The sequence below is a fragment of the Kitasatospora sp. NPDC047058 genome (assembly GCF_040643935.1).
GTDB lineage: Bacteria > Actinomycetota > Actinomycetes > Streptomycetales > Streptomycetaceae > Kitasatospora.
Map to the genome: position 1 here is coordinate 1 of NZ_JBEYVJ010000025.1, position 17,879 is coordinate 17,879.

General features: G+C 71.7%; 18 protein-coding genes. 6 read left to right on the forward strand and 12 right to left on the reverse strand.

What is annotated here, in order from left to right:
• Positions 1-34 precede the first annotated feature (34 nt).
• On the forward strand, positions 35-661 hold the full coding sequence (locus ABZ885_RS06075) for a class F sortase (RefSeq protein WP_360183936.1): 627 nt from the start codon (positions 35-37) through the stop codon (positions 659-661).
• 89 nt (positions 662-750) lie between these two features.
• On the opposite strand, the gene ABZ885_RS06080 is transcribed toward ABZ885_RS06075, so the two are convergent.
• The 5 genes from ABZ885_RS06080 to ABZ885_RS06100 form a co-directional block, all read right to left on the reverse strand.
• A complete protein-coding gene (locus ABZ885_RS06080) occupies positions 751-1,938 on the reverse strand; it encodes an acyl-CoA dehydrogenase (protein WP_360183865.1) in 1,188 nt (395 codons plus the stop codon).
• A 122-nt stretch (positions 1,939-2,060) separates the two neighbouring features.
• The gene (locus tag ABZ885_RS06085) at positions 2,061-3,980 is read right to left on the reverse strand and encodes a biotin carboxylase N-terminal domain-containing protein (protein ID WP_360183867.1); all 1,920 of its coding nucleotides are present in this window, start codon (positions 3,978-3,980) and stop codon (positions 2,061-2,063) included.
• 11 nt (positions 3,981-3,991) lie between these two features.
• The gene (locus tag ABZ885_RS06090) at positions 3,992-5,590 is read right to left on the reverse strand and encodes a carboxyl transferase domain-containing protein (RefSeq protein WP_360183869.1); all 1,599 of its coding nucleotides are present in this window, start codon (positions 5,588-5,590) and stop codon (positions 3,992-3,994) included.
• Positions 5,587-7,338 carry an acyclic terpene utilization AtuA family protein gene (locus ABZ885_RS06095; protein WP_360183871.1) on the reverse strand — a complete coding sequence of 584 codons (1,752 nt, stop codon included), beginning with the start codon at positions 7,336-7,338 and terminating at the stop codon, positions 5,587-5,589. The genes ABZ885_RS06090 and ABZ885_RS06095 overlap by 4 nt, the downstream gene beginning before the upstream one ends.
• A gap of 408 nt (positions 7,339-7,746) precedes the next feature.
• Positions 7,747-7,983, reverse strand: coding sequence for a hypothetical protein (locus ABZ885_RS06100; protein ID WP_360183873.1), 237 nt, complete (start codon positions 7,981-7,983; stop codon positions 7,747-7,749).
• 382 nt (positions 7,984-8,365) lie between these two features.
• On the opposite strand from ABZ885_RS06100, the gene ABZ885_RS06105 reads away from it, so the two are divergent.
• Complete coding sequence (locus ABZ885_RS06105) at positions 8,366-8,887, forward strand: hypothetical protein (protein ID WP_360183875.1); 522 nt, start codon at positions 8,366-8,368, stop codon at positions 8,885-8,887.
• A gap of 59 nt (positions 8,888-8,946) precedes the next feature.
• Positions 8,947-9,312, forward strand: coding sequence for a hypothetical protein (locus tag ABZ885_RS06110; RefSeq protein WP_360183877.1), 366 nt, complete (start codon positions 8,947-8,949; stop codon positions 9,310-9,312).
• Between the two features lie 140 nt (positions 9,313-9,452).
• Here ABZ885_RS06110 and ABZ885_RS06115 read toward each other — a convergent pair whose 3' ends face one another.
• Both ABZ885_RS06115 and ABZ885_RS06120 read right to left on the reverse strand, forming a co-directional pair.
• Positions 9,453-9,659: a hypothetical protein gene (locus tag ABZ885_RS06115; protein WP_360183879.1), complete on the reverse strand. Its 207-nt coding sequence runs from the start codon at positions 9,657-9,659 to the stop codon at positions 9,453-9,455.
• A 234-nt stretch (positions 9,660-9,893) separates the two neighbouring features.
• Positions 9,894-11,057, reverse strand: a complete 1,164-nt coding sequence (locus ABZ885_RS06120) for an ATP-binding protein (protein WP_360183881.1) — start codon at positions 11,055-11,057, stop codon at positions 9,894-9,896.
• Positions 11,058-11,394: 337 nt separating this feature from the next.
• On the opposite strand from ABZ885_RS06120, the gene ABZ885_RS06125 reads away from it, so the two are divergent.
• Positions 11,395-11,862: a hypothetical protein gene (locus ABZ885_RS06125; protein WP_360183883.1), complete on the forward strand. Its 468-nt coding sequence runs from the start codon at positions 11,395-11,397 to the stop codon at positions 11,860-11,862.
• An 89-nt stretch (positions 11,863-11,951) separates the two neighbouring features.
• On the opposite strand, the gene ABZ885_RS06130 is transcribed toward ABZ885_RS06125, so the two are convergent.
• Positions 11,952-12,548 (reverse strand): hypothetical protein, encoded by a 597-nt coding sequence (locus ABZ885_RS06130; protein WP_360183885.1) that lies wholly within the window; start codon positions 12,546-12,548, stop codon positions 11,952-11,954.
• 268 nt (positions 12,549-12,816) lie between these two features.
• Here ABZ885_RS06130 and ABZ885_RS06135 point away from each other — a divergent pair, with 268 nt between their 5' ends.
• Entirely contained in the window at positions 12,817-13,548 is a 732-nt protein-coding gene (locus ABZ885_RS06135; RefSeq protein ID WP_360183886.1) for a hypothetical protein, read from the forward strand.
• A gap of 44 nt (positions 13,549-13,592) precedes the next feature.
• Positions 13,593-14,189: a hypothetical protein gene (locus ABZ885_RS06140; RefSeq protein WP_360183888.1), complete on the forward strand. Its 597-nt coding sequence runs from the start codon at positions 13,593-13,595 to the stop codon at positions 14,187-14,189.
• 137 nt (positions 14,190-14,326) lie between these two features.
• On the opposite strand, the gene ABZ885_RS06145 is transcribed toward ABZ885_RS06140, so the two are convergent.
• The 4 genes from ABZ885_RS06145 to narH all read right to left on the reverse strand — a co-directional run bounded on the left by ABZ885_RS06145 (position 14,327) and on the right by narH (position 17,846).
• Entirely contained in the window at positions 14,327-14,833 is a 507-nt protein-coding gene (locus ABZ885_RS06145; protein ID WP_360183890.1) for a GNAT family N-acetyltransferase, read from the reverse strand.
• 63 nt (positions 14,834-14,896) lie between these two features.
• A complete protein-coding gene (gene narI, locus ABZ885_RS06150; protein WP_360183892.1) occupies positions 14,897-15,631 on the reverse strand; it encodes a respiratory nitrate reductase subunit gamma in 735 nt (244 codons plus the stop codon).
• Positions 15,628-16,260, reverse strand: coding sequence for a nitrate reductase molybdenum cofactor assembly chaperone (gene narJ / locus ABZ885_RS06155; protein WP_360183894.1), 633 nt, complete (start codon positions 16,258-16,260; stop codon positions 15,628-15,630). The genes narI and narJ overlap by 4 nt, the downstream gene beginning before the upstream one ends.
• Positions 16,257-17,846, reverse strand: coding sequence for a nitrate reductase subunit beta (gene narH, locus ABZ885_RS06160; protein WP_360183896.1), 1,590 nt, complete (start codon positions 17,844-17,846; stop codon positions 16,257-16,259). Before narH ends, narJ begins: the two co-directional genes overlap by 4 nt.
• Between the last annotated feature and the right edge of the window lie 33 nt (positions 17,847-17,879).

Consider the following 17,879-nt stretch of genomic DNA (forward strand, 5'->3'; position numbering starts at 1 on the left):
CGGCCGTCAGACGGCCGGGGCCGTCGCCGTGGCGGTGGCCGCCGGGGCGTGGCTGGTGCAGGACGGCAGCACCGAGGGCGGCGGGCCGCCGCTGCCCCCGGAGTACACCGCGGGCGGGCCGGCCCCGGCGGCGACGGCCGCCGGACCGCCGTCACCGGCGCCCGCCACCCCGACACCGCCGCCCGCCCCGGTGCACGCGCCGCTGCCCGCCTCGGCGCCCACCCGGATCCGGATCCCGTCGATCAAGGTGGACGCCCCGGTGACGGGCCTCGGCCTGGACGCCACCGGCCACCTCGCCAGCCCGCCGATGGACCAGCGCAACCTGGCCGGCTGGTACCGGGACGGCGTCACCCCCGGGGAGCGGGGCAACGCGCTCGCCGTCGGGCACGCCGACAACCGCACCGGGCCGGCCGTCTTCTACCGGCTGGGCCTGCTGCGCCGCGGCGACACCGTCGAGGTGGTCCGCAAGGACCGGCGCACGGCGGTGTTCAGCATCGACGACGTGCGGGTGTTCGCCAAGAAGGACTTCCCGGACACGCTGGTGTATGGCGACACCGACCGGGCGGAGCTGCGGGTGATCACCTGCGGCGGGAAGTTCGACCAGCGGACCGGGTACGAGTCCAACACGGTGGTGTTCGCCCATCTCTCCTCCGTCCGCTGAGCCGGTCTCCCCTCCGTCCGCCGGGCCGGCCCGCCCCCGCCCGCCGTGTCCCGTCCGCCCTGCCCCTTCTGGCGGGGCGTTGCGGCCCGTCAGTACGACCTGGGCAGGCCGAGGGTGTGCTGGGCGACGTAGTTGAGCACCATCTCCCGGCTGACCGGCGCCACCCGGCCGACCCGGGTGGCGGCCAGCAGGGCGGCCAGGCCGTACTCCTGGGTGAGGCCGTTGCCGCCGAGGGTCTGCACGGCCTGGTCGACCGTTCGGGCGGCCGCCTCGCCGGCCGCGTACTTGGCCATGTTGGCGGCCTCGCCGGCCGCGAGGTCGTCGCCCGCGTCGTAGAGCAGTCCGGCCTTCTGGGTCATCAGCCGGGCGAGTTCGATCTCCACCGCGCACTGGGCGAGCGGGTGGGCGAGGCCCTGGTGCGCGCCGATCGGGACCGACCAGACGGTACGCTCCTTCGCGTAGCCGACCGCCTTGCCGAGCGCCTGGCGGGCCAGGCCGAGCGAGAACGCGGCGGTCATGATCCGCTCGGGGTTGAGGCCGGCGAAGAGCTGCAGCAGCCCGGCGTTCTCGTCGCCGACCAGCGCCTCGGCGGGCAGCCGGACGTCGTCCAGGAAGACCTGGAACTGCTTCTCGGGGGCGACGAGTTCCATCGGGATCGGCCGGTACTCGAAGCCCGGGGTGTCGCGCGGGACGACGAACAGGGCGGGCCTGAGCTTCCCGGTGCGGGCGTCTTCGGTGCGGGCGACGAACAGCACGGCGTCGCAGTGGTCGATGCCGGAGACGAACACCTTGCGGCCGGTGAGCAGCCAGTCGTCGCCGTCCCGGCGCGCGATGGTGGAGATGCGGTGGGAGTTGGAGCCGGCGTCGGGTTCGGTGATGCCGAAGGCCATCCTCCGGGTGCCGTCGGCGAGTCCGGGCAGCCACTGCCGCTTCTGCTCCCCGGTGCCGTAGCGGGCGATGACCGTGCCGCAGATCGCCGGCGAGACGATCAGCAGCAGCAACGGGCAGCCGGCGGTGCCGAGTTCCTCCAGCACGATGGCGAGGTCGGTGATGCCGCCGCCCCCGCCGCCGTACTCCACGGGCAGGTTGACGCCGAGGTAGCCGGCCTTGCCCGCCTCGGCCCAGAGTTCCTCGGGGGCCTCGCCGGCCCGGGCCTTGGCCAGGTGGTACGCGGAGCCGTAGCGCTGGCCGAGGCCGGTCACGGCGTCGCGCAGGGCCTGACGTTCGGGGGTCTCGATCAGCGGACTGCCGGGGGTGGTGGTGCGCGGTGCGGACATGCGGTGGTCCTTTCCGGGCGGGGCGTCGGCTTGGCGGGGGTGCCGGCTTGGCGGGGCGTCGCTTGCTTCGGGGGCGCCGGCGGCCGGGGCGGGTTGCGGTACGCCGGCCGGTGGCGCCCCGGTCACGGCGTGGGCTGGACGACGGCCAGCAGGGTGCCGAGTTCCACCTGCTGGCCAGGGGCGGCACGGAGTTCGGCGAGCACGCCGTCGGCCGGGGCGGCGACGCGGTGCTCCATCTTCATCGCCTCCAGCCAGAGCAGCGGCTGCCCGGCGGTGACGGTGTCGCCGACGGCGGCGGCGGTGCGGACGACGGTGCCGGGCATCGGGGCCAGCAGGGCGCCGGGGTCGGTGTGGGCGGCGGGGTCGGGGAAGCGGTCCAGCGCGGTGAGCACGGTGGCCCCGGCCGGGGTGTCGACGTACACCCGGTCGCCGTGGCGGGCCAGGTCGAAGGTGTGCCGGACCGGCCCGGTCCGCAGCACGACGTGCTCGGGCGTGGAGGAGACCAGGGCCGTCCCGGGGTGGTCCTCGGCCTGCAGCCCGTCCCGGGTGAGCCGGTAACGGACCTCGAACTCGGTTCCGTCGTCGGCTCGGTAGCGCTTGGACTGCGGCTGGGAGGGGAGGTTGCGCCAGCCGGACGGCAGGGCGCCCCGGCGACCGGCCGCGTCGGCCAGGGCAGCGGCCAGCGCGGCGAGGGCGGCGGCCCGCTCGTCCGGGGCGGTCAGTGCGGCGGCGTGCTCGGCGAGGAAGCCGGTGTGCAGCTGCCCGGCCAGGAAGGCCGGGTGGCGCAGTGCCCGGACCAGCAACTCCCGGTTGGTGGCGGGTCCGTGGATCCGGGCCCGGGCGAGTGCGTCCGCCAGCTTCCGGGCGGCGGCGGGCCGGGTCGGCGCCCAGGCGACCACCTTCGCCAGCATGGCGTCGTAGTGCACGGTGACCTCGTCACCGTTGCCGGTCCCGGCGTCCAGGCGCAGGCCCCGGCCGGCGAACTCGCTGTGCGGCGAGCGGAGTTCGAGCCGGTGGACCATGCCGGTGGACGGCCGCCAGTCGTGGGCCGGGTCCTCGGCGTAGAGCCGGGCCTCGACCGCGCAGCCCTCCGGCTCCGGCGGGGCCGGGGGCAGCGCCTCCCCCTCGGCGACGGCGAGTTGGAGGGCGACCAGGTCCAGCCCGGTGACCGCCTCGGTCACCGGATGCTCCACCTGCAGGCGGGTGTTCATCTCCAGGAAGTAGAACCGGCCGTCCTCGGCCAGCAGGAACTCGGCCGTCCCCGCGCCGGTGTAGCCGATCGCCTGCGCGGCCGCGACCGCGGCGGCGTGCAGCCGGGCGCGCAGCTCCGGGCCGAGCCCCGGCGCCGGGGCCTCCTCGATCACCTTCTGGTGCCGCCGCTGCAGCGAGCAGTCGCGGTCGCCGACCGCCCACACCGTGCCGTGGGCGTCGGCGAGGAGCTGGACCTCGACGTGCCGGCCGGTGGGCAGGTAGCGCTCGCAGAACACCTCGTCGGAGCCGAAGTTCTTCGCCGCCTCGGTGCGGGCGGCGGCCAGCTCGCCCGCCAGGTCGGCCAGCCGGTGCACCACCCGCATGCCGCGTCCGCCGCCGCCGGCCGCCGCCTTGACCAGCAGCGGCAGGTCGGCCTCGACGGGGTCGGTGACGGCGGCCAGCACCGGGACGCCGGCGGCGGCCATCAGGCGCTTGGCGGCGGTCTTGGACCCCATCGCGGCGATGGCCTCCGGGGGCGGGCCGATCCAGGTCAGGCCGGCGTCCAGGACGGCCCGGGCGAACCCGGCGTCCTCGGAGAGGAAGCCGTAGCCCGGGTGGACGGCGTCGGCGCCGGCGGCGAGCGCGGCGGCGATGACGAGGTCGCCGCGCAGGTAGGTGTCGGCGGGCGCCGCGCCGGGCAGCCGGACGGCGACGTCGGCCTCGCGGGTGTGCGGTGCGCCGGCGTCCGGGTCGGAGTGGACGGCGGCGGTGGCGATGCCCAGGCTCCGGCAGGTGCGGAAGACCCGGCGGGCGATCTCACCCCGGTTGGCGACCAGCAGGTTGGTGATCACTTCGGTCCCTCTCACATTCGGAAGACGCCGTAGCCGCGCGCGCCCTCGACCGGCGCGTTGTGGATCGCGGAGAGGCAGAGGCCGAGCACGGTCCGGGTGTCGCGCGGGTCGATCACGCCGTCGTCGTAGAGCCGGCCGGACAGGAAGACCGGCAGCGACTCCGCCTCGATCTGCTGCTCGACCATCGCCCGGATCGCGGCGTCCGCGTCCTCGTCGTAGGGCTGCCCCTTCGCGGCGGCCGACTGCCGGGCCACGATGGAGAGCACGCCGGCCAGTTGCTGCGGCCCCATCACCGCCGACTTGGCGCTCGGCCAGGCGAACAGGAACCGCGGGTCGTACGCCCGCCCGCACATGCCGTAGTGGCCGGCCCCGTACGAGGCGCCCATCAGCACCGACAGGTGCGGGACGCGCGAGTTGGCCACGGCGTTGATCATCATCGCGCCGTGCTTGATGATGCCGCCCTGCTCGTAGTCCCGGCCGACCATGTAGCCGGTGGTGTTGTGCAGGAACAGCAGCGGGATGTCCCGCTGGTTGGCCAGCTGGATGAACTGGGCGGCCTTCTGGGACTCCTGGCTGAACAGCACGCCCTGCGCGTTGGCGAGGACGCCGACCGGGTACCCGTGCAACCGGGCCCAGCCGGTGGCGAGGCTGGCGCCGTAGCGCGGCTTGAACTCGTCGAAGTCCGAGCCGTCCACGATCCGGGCGATCACCTCGCGCGGGTCGAACGGCACCTTGAGGTCGCCGGGGACGATGCCGAGCAGCTCGTCCTCGTCGTACTTCGGCGGCTCGGCGTGCGCATCGGGGCCGGGGCCGGGCTTGCGGTGGTTCAGCCGGGCGACGATCCGCCGGGCCAGCCGCAGCGCGTCCGGCTCGTCCACGGCGAAGTGGTCGGCCAGGCCGGAGGTGCGGGCGTGCATCTCGGCGCCGCCCAGCGACTCGTCGTCGGACTCCTCCCCGGTGGCCATCTTCACCAGCGGCGGCCCGCCGAGGAAGACCTTCGCGCGCTCCTTCACCATCACGGTGTGGTCGGACATCCCCGGCACGTACGCGCCGCCGGCGGTGGAGTTGCCGAACACCACGGCCACGGTTGGGATCCCGGCCGCGGAGAGCCGGGTGAGGTCGCGGAAGAGCGCCCCGCCGGGGATGAAGATCTCCTTCTGGCTGGGCAGGTCGGCGCCGCCGGACTCGACCAGGTTGACCAGCGGGAGGCGGTTGACGAGCGCGATCTCGTTGGCCCGCAGCGCCTTGCGCAGCGTCCACGGGTTGCTGGCGCCGCCGCGTACGGTCGGGTCGTTGGCGGTGATCACGCACTCGACGCCCTCGATCACGCCGATGCCGGTGACCAGCGCGGCGCCGACCGGGTGGTCGCTGCCCCAGGCGGCGAGCGGGGAGAGTTCGAGGAACGGCGAGTCCGGGTCGATCAGCAGCTCGATCCGCTCGCGGGGCAGCAGCTTGCCGCGGCCGCGGTGCCGTTCGACGTACTTGGGGCCGCCGCCGGCCAGCGCCTTGGCGTGCTCACCGGCCAGCTCCTCCAGCTTGCCGAGCATCGCGGCGCGGTACTCGGCGTAGTCGGCGCCCGCCGGGTCGAGGCGGGTGGGCAGGACGGTCACAGCAGCGCCTCCGGTATGTCGAGGTGGCGGGAGCGCAGCCACTCCCCCAGGGCCTTGGCCTGCGGATCGAACCGGTGCTGGGCGGCGACACCCTCGCCGAGCAGGCCGGTGATGGTGAAGTTGACCGCGCGCAGGTTGGGGAGCAGATGCCGGGTGACGGGCAACTCCGCCGTCTCGGGCAGCAGTTCGCGCAGCCGGTCGGCGGTGAGGGTGTGCGCGAGCCAGCGCCAGCCGGCCTCGTCGCGGGCCCAGACGCCGAGGTTGGCGTCGCCGCCCTTGTCACCGCTGCGGGCGCCGGCCACCAGGCCGAGCGGGGCACGCCGGGTCGGCCCCGCGGGCTCCGGCGGCTCGGGCAATCCCGGCTCGGGCAGTCCCGGCTCGGGCAGTCCCGGCTCGGGCGTTTCCGGTCCGGAGAGGCGCTGGCCGGCCCGGCCCTGCGGCTTCGGCGGCGGGACGGCGACCCGCCGGCCGTCCGGCAGGACGGCGGTGTGCTCGACCAGCCCGGCGTCGACGTACGCGGCGGTGAACACCCCGTACGGCGAGCCCGGTCCGGGCGGGGCGGTGAGATGGAACCCCGGGTAGCCGGCGAGCCCCAACTCGACGGCCGCCCGGCCGAGTTCCCGGCCGACCTTGGCCGGGTCGCGGTCCCGGGCGGTGAGCCGGAGCAGCGCCGAGGCGGCCTCCTCGTCGGCGGCGTCCGGGTGGTCGGTCCGGGCCAGCGTCCAGCGCAGTTCGGCCGGGCGGTGCTCCGGCGCCAGGGCCTCCTCGAACTGCCGCCGCACCAGGTCCGCCTTGGCCTCGATGTCCAGCCCGGTGAGCACGAAGACCACCTCGTTGCGGTGGCCGCCGAGCCGGTTCAGCCCGACCTTGAGGTCCGGCGGCGGCGCCTCGCCGCGCACGCCGTCGATCCGGACCCGGTCCGGCCCCTCCCGGGTCAGCCGGACGGTGTCCAGCCGGGCCGTGACGTCCGGGCCGAGGTAGCGCGGACCGCCCGTCTCGTAAAGGAGTTGGGCGGTGACGGTGCCGATGGTGACGGCGCCGCCGGTGCCCGGGTGCTTGGTGATGACGCTGGAGCCGTCCGCGTGCAGCTCGGCCAGCGGGAAGCCCGGCCGCGTGACGTCGTGCTCCCGGAAGAACGCGTAGTTGCCGCCGGTCGCCTGCGCCCCGCACTCCAGCACGTGGCCGGCCACCACGGCGCCGGCCAGGGCGTCCGAGTCCGCCTCGCCCCAGCCGAAGTGGGCGATGGCGGGGCCGGCCACCAGGGCCGCGTCGGTCACCCGGCCGGTGACCACCACGTCCGCCCCCGCCCGCAGGCACTCGGCGATCCCGAACGCCCCGAGGTAGGCGTTGGCGGCCAGCAGGCCCTCCGGAAGGCCGAGTTCGGCCCGGCGCGGCAGCAGATCGTCCCCCTCGACGTGCGCCACGGCCGGCGCGAGCCCCTGCCGTTCCGCCAACTCCCGGACCGCCGCCGCCAGTCGGGCCGGGTTGAGCCCGCCCGCGTTGACCACGATCCGCACCCCGCGCTCCAGGGCCAGCCCGAGGCACTCCTCCAGCTGCCGCAGAAAGGTCTTCGCATAGCCGAGTGCCGGATCCCTGAGCCGGTCCCGCGCCAGGATCAGCATGGTCAGCTCGGCCAGGTAGTCCCCGGTCAGCACATCCAGCGGCCCGCCCGTGAGCATCTCCCGGACCGCCGAGAAGCGGTCCCCGTAGAACCCCGAGGCATTGCCGATCCGCAGCACCGAACGCACGCGTACCCTCCAACTACCCTGCCGGTTGGCGTCGCTGAGCAGCGTGGCACCGCCACGCAAAAGAAGCAAGCACGCCTGCTTGTTTTTGCCTCGGGGGCCTCGAAGCCGACCGGGACGGCCACTGTGACCGGCCAGGCTTGTTGGCCACGGGACTCGCTGCTTGGGAGCAATGCTGGAGACCTGTGGATCGGTTCTTGTGACTCAGCACGCTAACTGTCGTGTCAGCACGACATCTGTCGTCCAGGGCGAGCATCGATCTCGCGAGCGATTGAGCCGGGACAGGTTAGTTGGAACTTGGTCACGGTTCTTGGAACCGGAGCGCCCCAGCACTGGAATCGCTCTTGGGCCAGCCAGTACCCCAGCTGTAGTTCGTGAGGCGCGTGTGGCTGGAGGGATGAACTGCGTGGATCATTCCCAGCAGTGGTCGGCGTAGGTCCGGTTGTCCCACTCCGGGTGCTCTGTGGTGTAGGTGCCCCAACCCATGCGCCGGTAGTACAACGTCATCGCGTCGAAGTGGCTCGCAGCCTCGACGGTCCACACGAGCCGGGCGCGTTCGGACAAGAGCGCACGAGCCCCGTCTCCGCGCGGTCCGGCCAGGCAGAACGTCTTTCCCTCGTCGCCTTCGTCCCAAAGCTCGTGAAGCACTGGGTCAGGATAGATCCCAAGCGGCACGGGGTGGCCACAACGGCTGAACCGCCGTCGCCGCACCAGCTGCCCTGCGAACGCCCTCGTTCGGTTCCATGTCTCTCAGGAGAGCGGCCACGGGCGCCGCGAGCCCGGATGGTTCGGAACTGGTTCCCACATGAACGGCAATCCACCGCAGGTTGCAAGACCGATGGCCAGACGGTTCCAAACAAGACGCGCCCCACAAGGTCAAAACGGCCAGGTCACGACACCGTGCTGGTTCCAACTATCGTGTCCCGGCTCAGCGATTGAGCCCTGACCCGGTGGTTGGAAACGCTCGTGGTCTTCGCCGGAGCCCGTAATCCCCCAGGTGCTGGCTGCAAGAGCCGCTAGGTTGGTGTGCGTGGAGACGCGGGGGCAGAGGTATCGATATGTAGGTCCGGCGGAGCTGAAGGCGCTCGCCCGGACGGGCAGTGAGGGTCGGAGTATCCGTTCGTCGGCGGACTTCGGCGAGTGGGTCTCTGCGCTGACCCTGGATGAGTTGGCCGAGCCGATCACGTTCGTCGTCGACAGCGGTGGGGTGCTGCGCCTCGCCCCGCGCCGCAGCGAGCACGTGGTGTGTGCTGGAGGCGGAGAAGTGCTGAGCGCTGGCGAGATGAGCTTCCGTGAGGAGTCCGGGCGGTGGGTGGTCGAGGAGGTCAGCAACCAGTCGACCGGCTACTGCCCGGACGTCAGCTCATGGCCGGCCGTGGCCGAAGCCCTGGACCAGATCGGAATCCATCACCCGTCCGGGTTCACGCACGAGCTGGTCTTCCGCCGCTGCCGCTCCTGCCGGGAGCTCAACATCGTGCGGGACGAGGACTTCGTCTGCGTCTTCTGCGGCGAGGATCTGCCGCGGGAGTGGAACGCCGGGGAGCCCGGGTGACCGGTCAAACAGCGAAGATCGCCTCGCGGTGCGAGTGCGGCAGCATGGCGAGGCGACAGGTGAACCAGTTCATCCTTCACGAAGAGTTGTGGTGGGACTCGGAGTTCTCGTGCGACGCCTGCGGCACCTACATGTGCGAACACACCGGCCCGGGACGGGCACCTGATGATGTCCGGGAGGCCCTACTCTCAGCGCACGGACCCGTCAGACTGCAGTTGGCCGGTCCGATTCCCAGTCTCGTCCCAGCTTTGAAGGTCGTTCGGGAGGTCTCCGCGGCCTCGTTGCCGCAGGCTCGCGAGCTGGTCGGGGAACTCTGCCGCGACGGCCTGGTGGGGACGTTGTCGGAAATGGAGTTCCTGAAGGCCCGGTTGCAACTGCGCGGGGTTCACGCCGACGTCGATCGGCAGATACCCCGGCGAGACTGACAAGGTTCCAACAAGCGTGTCCCGTCGTCCGGGAATCACCAGCTCACGCTTACTCACTGGTGCCAACTACCGTTTCCAGGAAACAAGGCTGAAGGTTGATCGACCGAGGCCTGAACAGCCCAGGCTGTCACGGGCCGGGGTCACATCTTGTGCACCTCGACCGAGAAGCCGCGGGCGAGGACACCGTTGAGGTGTTCCGCATGGGCGCCAAGCCACTGCTCTGTCGGGACGCCGGGGGCGCTGACCCCAAGGAGTACGTAGTCGTCGGCGTCAGCGGTGCTCTGGCCGCAGACGCAGCACAGGAGGCGCTCGAACATGGTGTCTGCGGGGCTCGCGACGTTGGGCATGAGCGGCAGGGTAACGAACGTAGGCCCTTCGCTCTGGGGGAATATCGCGCCGACTGTCGGGTTCGGGACCCGTCGTCCACCCACGGCCCCAGCAGAAGCGCGACCTCCCCTGGCCTCTAGGCTGCTCAGGTGTCGTGCCACTGGGCGGCTTCGAGCTCAGGGGCGACCGCCGTGTGCTGCAGGCCGCCCTGCCGGCCCCGATTCCCGGGCAGCGGAAGGGCGGCCTGTTCCTGGTCAGTCCCGGCGGGCGCCTTGGATGATCCGGCCGATGACGGCTGCGGCCTGTTCCGGGTGTCCTCCCAGCCACTTGCCGAGGTGTTCCTGGACAGCCTGTTCGACGCAGACGCGCACGGCTGCGTTACCCAGCCGGCCGCGCGTGGAGCCCTCGAACTCGGGATGGTCCAGCTTCACTGACACGACAGCTGTCAGACCTTCACTGATCCGATCGGCGTCAAGATCGGGATCGGTCGCAGTCAGCAGCCGCTGCTCACGTGCGTATGCGGTGACTGCGGCCGCCACTCCGTCGCGGAAGCCGCGCTCGTGCGTGCCGCCGTCAGTGGGCCGGCTGTTGGCGAAGCTCCGGACCCGCTCGACACGGGAGGCACGCCAACGCAGGGCTACCTCCACCGTCCCCGGCATCAGCGGTTCCTCCCGCTCGAAGCCGATGATGTGCGGATGAACGGGTTCTTCCTTCTGCTCGTCAAGGACGGCCACGAAGTCCCGCGCGCCGTCGGGGTACCGGAACCGCGCCGACCGAGCCGCGCCCGGTCGGCGCTGATCGGTCAGAGAGATCCCCAAGCCCCGGTTCAGCAAAGCCAGCTCCCGGAAACGCTCGGCCAGCCCGTCGAACGAGTACTCCGCGGTTCCGAAGATGTCAGCGTCGGGCCAGAAGGTGATGGTGGTCCCGCTGCTGGTCGACGTGCCTGCCTCGGTGAGCGGGGTGACGGCCACGCCGCGTGCGTACTCCTGAACCCAACGGGCTCCCCCACGCCGTACCTCGGCCGTCATCCGGCTCGACAGAGCATTGACGACGAAGGGTCCCACCCCGCAGAAGCCGAGCGTCACATCGTGGCGGCCGCCGGGCCCCGCCCCGGTCTGCATGCGGCTCAGCAGGGCTTCGAGGCCGGAGATGCCTGTGTCCCCCACTTCGTCGATGCGGACGCCCCGCCCATCGTCGGCGACACACACGCCGCTGTCGGATGTGAGAGTGATGTCGACGCAGCTGGCGTTGCCGGCCAGGACCTCGTTCACAGCCCGGTCGGCGATCTCGAACACCAAGTGGCGCAGGCCGCGTTCACCGGTCGAGCCGATGTACATCCCGGGCCGCTTCCGGATAGCTTCCCACCCCTCCAGCACCTGGATCTGGCTGGCGTCGTACTTGCTGGCTTCCTCGCTCATGATGTCCCCTCCAATGCTGTCCAGCAGAACTCCTCAGCCTAGGCGAATCCCTGGAAAACACCAGGTCAGGCCATATTTTGCGGAGTGCGTAGACGGGCGGGTGAGAGCCTGTCTGAAGACGGTCGATCCCGAGGTCGCAAACTGGTGCCGGATCGCTGCCACGGGCCCGGCGAAGCCGCGTACGACACCGTTGTTGGCGGCCCCGGGGTCCCCAATTTCATCAATTTTGCGTGTCATCCCGGGATTCCATATCTGTCGGCATCGCCGCCGCACTGATCGGGTCTCTGGCCAGGCACCTCTACGAGGCCGGACAGGGCCGGCCAGAACGGGCAGTCACATGAAGCCGGGCAGCACCCGGATCGCTGTCGATCTCGCGGGTGAGATGCTCGGCATGTTGAAGCAGGAGGTCGCGCAGGGCCGCGTAGTGGGCCATCGGGTCTGGGCGAATGAGTTTGGCCCAGGTACTACTGCAGCGCTGGAGCCACGTATTGCGGATCAGACCTGGTTGAGCTGCTTCAACAGGTCGCGGCGCGAAGCGAGGCTCACCCTGGGTGACCTGCGCCCACACGAAGGCGGATGCCTCCTGCCGTTTCCGGTCGTCCATGATCGGTTGGAAGGGCCCGGGAACAGTAGGGAGGTGCTCGATGATCTCCTTCCAGAGGTCCAGGGACAGGCTCCAGTTCCGGAGGACAAACCGGCGGTACTGGTAGTCGATCAGAGTGGGGGCGGCATCCAGTTCCTGGTCCGCGCCGGCGCACGCTTCGAGAACGGCGTCCTCGTCGAACGCGAGGAGCAGGCCGCTTGATGGCTGAAGGAGCCTCCAGCCGACCCATACCGAGCTGACCTATCCTCAGTCAGGCTAGTTTGGGGCGCCGAGAGCTTGGTGCGACTGGACTACCGCGCCCAGCGTCCCATGGCCGGCGCGGTGCCGATCAGGCACTCGATGTCGGTCGGGAAGCCGACGAGGGCGTAGGCAGTCAGGCGCAGGTGGCCCTCAAGGCAGACCAGGTTGTCCGGTCTCTCGCCGACGAGGATGAGCGGAGGAAATCGCTCACCTCCGATGACCGCGTGGGCCGCGTCGACGAACGGTTCGTTGGGCACGTCGAACGCCCGTAGCCCTGCCTTGACGCGTGCGGCCGCGTCGGTCGGCCGGCGGCTGCCACCCGACACTTCGACCCAGTAGGAATAGTCGAGGTAGCGTACGGCGGCCGCCTCGTCGGCGGACAGGAGCGCCCTGGTCCACGTGACGTGAGTGGGGAAGTTCTCGAACAAGTCGCGGTTCTCGCCGTACCCGCGCGTCGCAGCGAGCAGAGCGCGACGTGCGATGTTCTCTCCAGCGTCGGAGAGATCCGGATGCGTCAGCAACTGCTCGGCCTGCCCGGCCGCCGCCAGATGGGACCGGAGGTTCGGGCCGAACCTCCGGCTGTACAGCTCGCCGCTCAAGAAGCAGGCGACCATCTCGTCCTCACTGCTCATACCCAGTACCTGCACGGCCGTCAGCATAGGACCGACCCGGCTGGGCGCCGCAGCCTGCTCGCACGTCATCTCGTTCACAGGTCTTGACCATTGCTCAGCTGCTTGGCTGTACCAACGCTCTAACTAGTTCCTGCTCCTGCATCTTCCGGGATGAGCTGCAGCACAGAGGCCGGCCGTCGCCCACGGGATCTCGCGGCTGGGCCCACCGACCGGAAGCCGGCGGCTCACCCGGGCCGCGGCCCGATGGCACGACTCGTCGGTGGTGTGGCGTAGGGTCCCGCTCATGATCGCGCGTCCCACTGGGCAGGCGGAGGGGCCGTACGACGCCGCCTTCCTGCCGCGCCAGCAGATGATCCTCAGAGCCGACGAGCAGCCGGTCTCCGATCCGGTGGCCAAGTTCGGCGGTGAGCCCGTCTGGCTGAGCGCGCCGGCCTGGCCGGTGCACCCGGACTCCGGTGAGCCGCTGGTGTTCATCGGGCAGTTCCCCATCCCCGGCCCCGAGCTCCGGCTGGCCTACCTCTTCCTCCATGAGGAAGACATGGAGATGGGCGGGCTCCGCCCGGAGGACGGCGACGCCGTCCTGCTGGTGCAGCCGGACGGCCGGATCCCGTCGTTCACCGCCATCGGACCACCCGGCACGCGTGGGCGGACACTGTGGCGCCGGGGGCCCGACGACGCCGAGACTCCCGTCGAATGGCGCGTCGAACTCCAGCCGGTGCCGCCCGGGATCAACCGCTCGATCGACGAGACGGCGGCGTTCCAGCGGAGCATGCGCGGCAACGGTCCCGACGTCGAAGTCCCCGGCGGGGAGGATCTGCACGACTACCTCGGCGGCGCCGCCTGCTACCCGAACCACTACGCCCGCGTCGACTCCCCCTGGCAGTTCCTGTTCAAGATCAGCGATGCCGGCGAGGGCGAGGACGATCCGTACGTCCTCAACTTCGGCTACGGCTACGGCTTCGCCTTCGTCAGCCCCGACCACCGCGAAGGCCGCTTCTACTGGGAGTGCTCATAGGATGGCAGCCCAGACCCCATCGCTCACAGCCCTGGGAGCAGTTCGTGTCCTCACTGGATGAGTTGCGGGCCCTCCTGGGCATCCCCGCCCACGGGGTGTCCGACACCGACAACTGGACAGACGTCGAACACCACGTGGGCTCCGCTCTGCCCGGCGACTTCAAGGCGTTCCTGGATGCCTGCGGCAGTGGGGTCATCTCCGGCGAACTCGTCGTCTTCCACCCGCAGGGATCGAGCCCACTGCTGGAGCGCATGATCAAGACCCATCGGACGTTCTCCGAACGTCGACGCGGCGCCCTGGACTGCGGCGACTCCCGGCGCTTCCCGTATGCCTTCCACCCCGAGCCGGGCGGGCTGATCTCGTGGGGATACGACCACAGCGGCGACGAGCACTTCTTCCTGCCCTGCGATCCGGACCCGGACCGCTGGAAGATCGTGACGATGATCCACGAGGAGGGCTACGAGACCTTCGACGGCCCCTTCTCAAGCTTCGCCCTCGCCTTCGTGAAGCGGCTCTTCGAGGTGGATCGGTACCACGGCGTCGAGCCGGAAGCTCTGGAGTTCCTCGAACCGGCGGATCTGGAGGAACTCGCCGCCGCGTGTGGGATCGGGCCCGTTCAGCCGAGCTTCGAACCGTTCTGAAGCGAGGCCACCACTGCGGGCCCGCCGGCGGCACCCGTCTGCGGGGCGGCACCCGCCTGCCGTGTGGCCGCCGTCGACGGCGAGCGGGTGGCGACCGGCGCCCGGCCGTGGGGCGGGCGGGCGCCGGCGTCCGACGGTCAGTCCAGCGGGAGGGCCATTTCCAGCAGCAGGCCGGTCGGGTCCAGCTCGTAGGGCTCGGACTCGCCGGTGAGCGCGAAGCCCCGGCGGCGGTAGAAGGCCGTCGCCCTGGGGTTGTCCTCGTGCACCCGCAGCAGCAGCCGGTGCGCCCCGGCCTCCTCGCGCGCCCAGTCGAGGACGGCGTCCAGCAGGCCGTCGGTGACGCCGAGCCCGCGGCCGCGGTACGCCGGGTCCACCCAGACGCCCACCAGCAGGGCCTCGTCCGGCACGGGCGTGAACGAGATCATCGTCCCGACCCACCGGCCGTCCGGCGCCACGGCCGCGAACCCGACGCTCCCGGCCGCGCTCACCCGCTCCACCCGCGCGCGCCACTCGTCCTCGCCGTGGCCGAGCGCCGTCTCGTACGTCTCCATGAACGCCATCGGCGTGTCCAGCAGCTGTGCGAGCCGTACCTCCCGCATCCGCTCCCAGCCCCCTGGCCCGATGCGCTCGATCCGGTGCTCCATGCCGTTCCCCCGTCACTCCGATGATCATCCGACCCCGGCAGCATAGATCGGGCCGCCGGCGGGTCAGTACTTGATCCGCTCCCAGCCGCGGCGGGGCGGTCGGGCGGCGGGCCCGCGGGAATCGCGGGGGTCGCGGGTGCGGTAGACCAGGTAGGGGCGGAAGAGGTACTGGACGGGGGCGCTGAACATGTGGACGAGGCGGGTGAACGGGATCAGGGCGAACAGGGCCAGGCCGACCACCGCGTGGATCCGGTAGGCGAGCGGGGCGGCCGCCATCAGGCCGGTCTTCGGCTGCAGGGTGAACAGGCTGCGGGCCCACGGCGCGATGGTGGCGCGGTAGTCGTAGCCCGCGCTGAGCGAGGAGTGCATCAGCTTGGCGACCAGGCCCAGCACGATCGCGGCGAGCAGCACGACGTACATCAGCTTGTCGTTGCGGGTGGTGGCCCGGAAGACGGCCGCGTTGGTGCGGCGGCGGTAGACCAGCAGCAGGATCCCGGCCACCGCCAGGAACCCGGCCGCGCAGCCCGCGAACAGCGACAGAAGGTGGTACGCGTGCTCGTCCAGGCCCACCGCGTCGGTCCACGCCGCGGGGACGAACAGGCCCATCAGGTGGCCGGCGAGGACGAAGAGGATGCCGTAGTGGAACAGCGGCGAGGCGATGTTCAGCAGCCGCGACTCGTACAGCTCGGAGGAGCGGGTGGTCCAGCCGAAGCGGTCGTAGCGGTAGCGCCACACCAGGCCGGAGACCAGCAGCGCGAGGGCGAGGTACGGCAGGGCGCCCCAGAGGAAGGTGCTCACCGGCGGCCTCCGGTCAGGACGGGGAGCAGGCCCAGGTGCCCGTACGGCGGCTGCCCGTCGAGGCCGACCCGCTCCTGCGGCGGGCCGCTGCGGGCGAGGGCCAGCGCGGCGGCCCGGTCCTTCGGCGAGGGCCCGGGCAGGGTGGCGCAGACGGCGGCGAGCACCCGGGCGTACGGGGTGCCGTGCTCGGTGAGGGCGAGCCGGAGGAGTTCCAGCGCGGGCCGGTGCTCGCGCAGCAGCGCGTCCGAGCCGGTGGCGGCCGCGAACTCCAGCACGGCGGGCAGGAAGTCCGGCAGTTCCTCGCCGTCGAACTCCAGGCCGCCCGCCCGGTACGCCGCCTTGAAGCGGACCAGCGCCTCGCCGCGCCGCCGGGTGTCGCCGTCGGTCCACCAGGTCAGGTGGAGGCTGTGCCGCCGGGTGAAGTCGAAGGTACCGGTGTAGTGCGCGGACAGTTCGGCGGCGGTCCGGGCACCCGCCCAGCCGAGGAAGGCGCGCAGCGGCCGCCCGGCCGGGTGGCGGACGGGCACGAGCGCCTCGTGCAGGTGCGGGAGGGCGGCGCAGGTCTCCGGATCCGGCCAGCAGAGGCACTCGGCGGCGGTCCGGCGCAGCAGTGCGAGGTCGTCGTTCACTTCGGCGGTTCCTCCTCGTCGGCGGTCTGGCGCCTGCGCAGGGCGTGGAAGCTCTCGACGGTGACCAGCGGCAGCGGCCGGCGGCCGGAGCCGGAGCCGAACGGGCCGTCGTCGAGGGGTCCGTCGCCCGGGATGCCGTCGAGGCTGCAGCCCTGGGCGACGGCGGACTCCTCCAGCTGCCGGGCGTCGGCCTGGGCGGCGGTCGGGATGACGTAGCGGTCCTCGTACTTGGCGATCGCGAGCAGCCGGAACAGCTCCTCGGTCTGCTCGCCGCTCAGCCCCACCGCGGCGGCAGCCGCCGTGTCCGGCTCCCGGCCGAGGTTGACGGCCCGCATGTACGAGCGCATCGCCGCGAGCCGGTCCAGGGCGGCGCGCACCGGGCGGGTGTCGCCCGCGGTGAACAGTCCGGCGAGGTACTCGAGCGGGATCCGCAGGGCGTCGATCGCGCCGAAGAGGTTGCCGGCGTCCTCGCCGTCGTGGCCGCTCGCGGCGACCGCCTCGACCACCGGGGACAGCGGCGGGATGTACCAGACCATGGGCAGCGTCCGGTACTCCGGGTGGAGCGGCAGGGCGACCCGGTAGGTGCTGATCAGGGTGTGCACCGGCGAGCGGCGGGCGGCCTCGATCCAGTCGTGCGGGACGCCGTCGCGTTCGGCGGCCCGCCGCACCGCGGGGTCGGCCGGATCGAGGAAGACGTCCAGCTGTGCCTGGTACAGGGCCTGCTCGTCGGTGACCGAGGCGGCGGCGGTGACCTTGTCGGCGTCGTACAGCAGGACGCCGAGGTAGCGCAGCCGGCCGACGCAGGTCTCGGAGCAGACGGTGGGCAGGCCGACCTCGACGCGCGGGTAGCAGAAGGTGCACTTCTCGGCCTTGCCGGTGCGGTGGTTGAAGTAGACCTTCTTGTACGGGCAGCCGGTCACGCACTGGCGCCAGCCGCGGCAGCCGTCCTGGTCGACGAGGACGATGCCGTCCTCCGCGCGCTTGTAGATCGCGCCGGAGGGGCAGGCGGCGACGCAGGCCGGGTTGAGGCAGTGCTCGCAGATCCGGGGAAGGTAGAACATGAAGGCCTGCTCGTACTCGAAGCGGATCCGCCGGCCCACCTCCTCGCGCATCCGTTCCACGACGGGGTCCGCGGGCGCGTGCTCGGGGGCGCCGCCGAGGTCGTCGTCCCAGTTGGGCGACCACTCGACCGCCATCGGCCGGCCGGTGACGAGCGAGTGCGGCTGCGCCACCGGGTAGTCCTCGCCGAGCGGGGCGTCGACGAGGGTGCGGTAGTCGTACGTCCAGGGCTCGTAGTAGTCCTTCAGGGTGGGCAGGACGGGGTTGGCGAAGATCGAGGCCAGTTTGAACAGCCGGCCGCCCTGTCGGAGCTTCAGCCGCCCGCGCCGGTCGAGCCGCCAGCCGCCCCGCCAGGTCCGCTGGTCCTCGTAGCGGCGCGGGTAGCCGAGCCCGGGCCGGGTCTCGACGTTGTTGAACCAGACGTACTCCATGCCCCGGCGGTTGGTCCAGGTCTGTTTGCAGGTGACGGAGCAGGTGTGGCAGCCGATGCACTTGTCGAGGTTCATCACCATCGCGACCTGGGCCATCACCCGCCCGGGGGCCGCTTCGCGAGGCGCTTC

What these genes read in the sequence shown, in the direction of transcription:
- ABZ885_RS06120 (WP_360183881.1), bottom strand. Translation starts at nt 11,057, where the DNA reads ATGAGCGAGGAAGCCAGCAAGTACGACGCCAGCCAGATCCAGGTGCTG.
- narH (WP_360183896.1), bottom strand. Translation starts at nt 17,846, where the DNA reads ATGGCCCAGGTCGCGATGGTGATGAACCTCGACAAGTGCATCGGCTGC.
- ABZ885_RS06115 (WP_360183879.1), bottom strand. Translation starts at nt 9,659, where the DNA reads ATGCCCAACGTCGCGAGCCCCGCAGACACCATGTTCGAGCGCCTCCTG.
- ABZ885_RS06080 (WP_360183865.1), bottom strand. Translation starts at nt 1,938, where the DNA reads ATGTCCGCACCGCGCACCACCACCCCCGGCAGTCCGCTGATCGAGACC.
- ABZ885_RS06135 (WP_360183886.1), top strand. Translation starts at nt 12,817, where the DNA reads ATGATCGCGCGTCCCACTGGGCAGGCGGAGGGGCCGTACGACGCCGCC.
- ABZ885_RS06125 (WP_360183883.1), top strand. Translation starts at nt 11,395, where the DNA reads ATGAAGCCGGGCAGCACCCGGATCGCTGTCGATCTCGCGGGTGAGATG.
- ABZ885_RS06145 (WP_360183890.1), bottom strand. Translation starts at nt 14,833, where the DNA reads ATGGAGCACCGGATCGAGCGCATCGGGCCAGGGGGCTGGGAGCGGATG.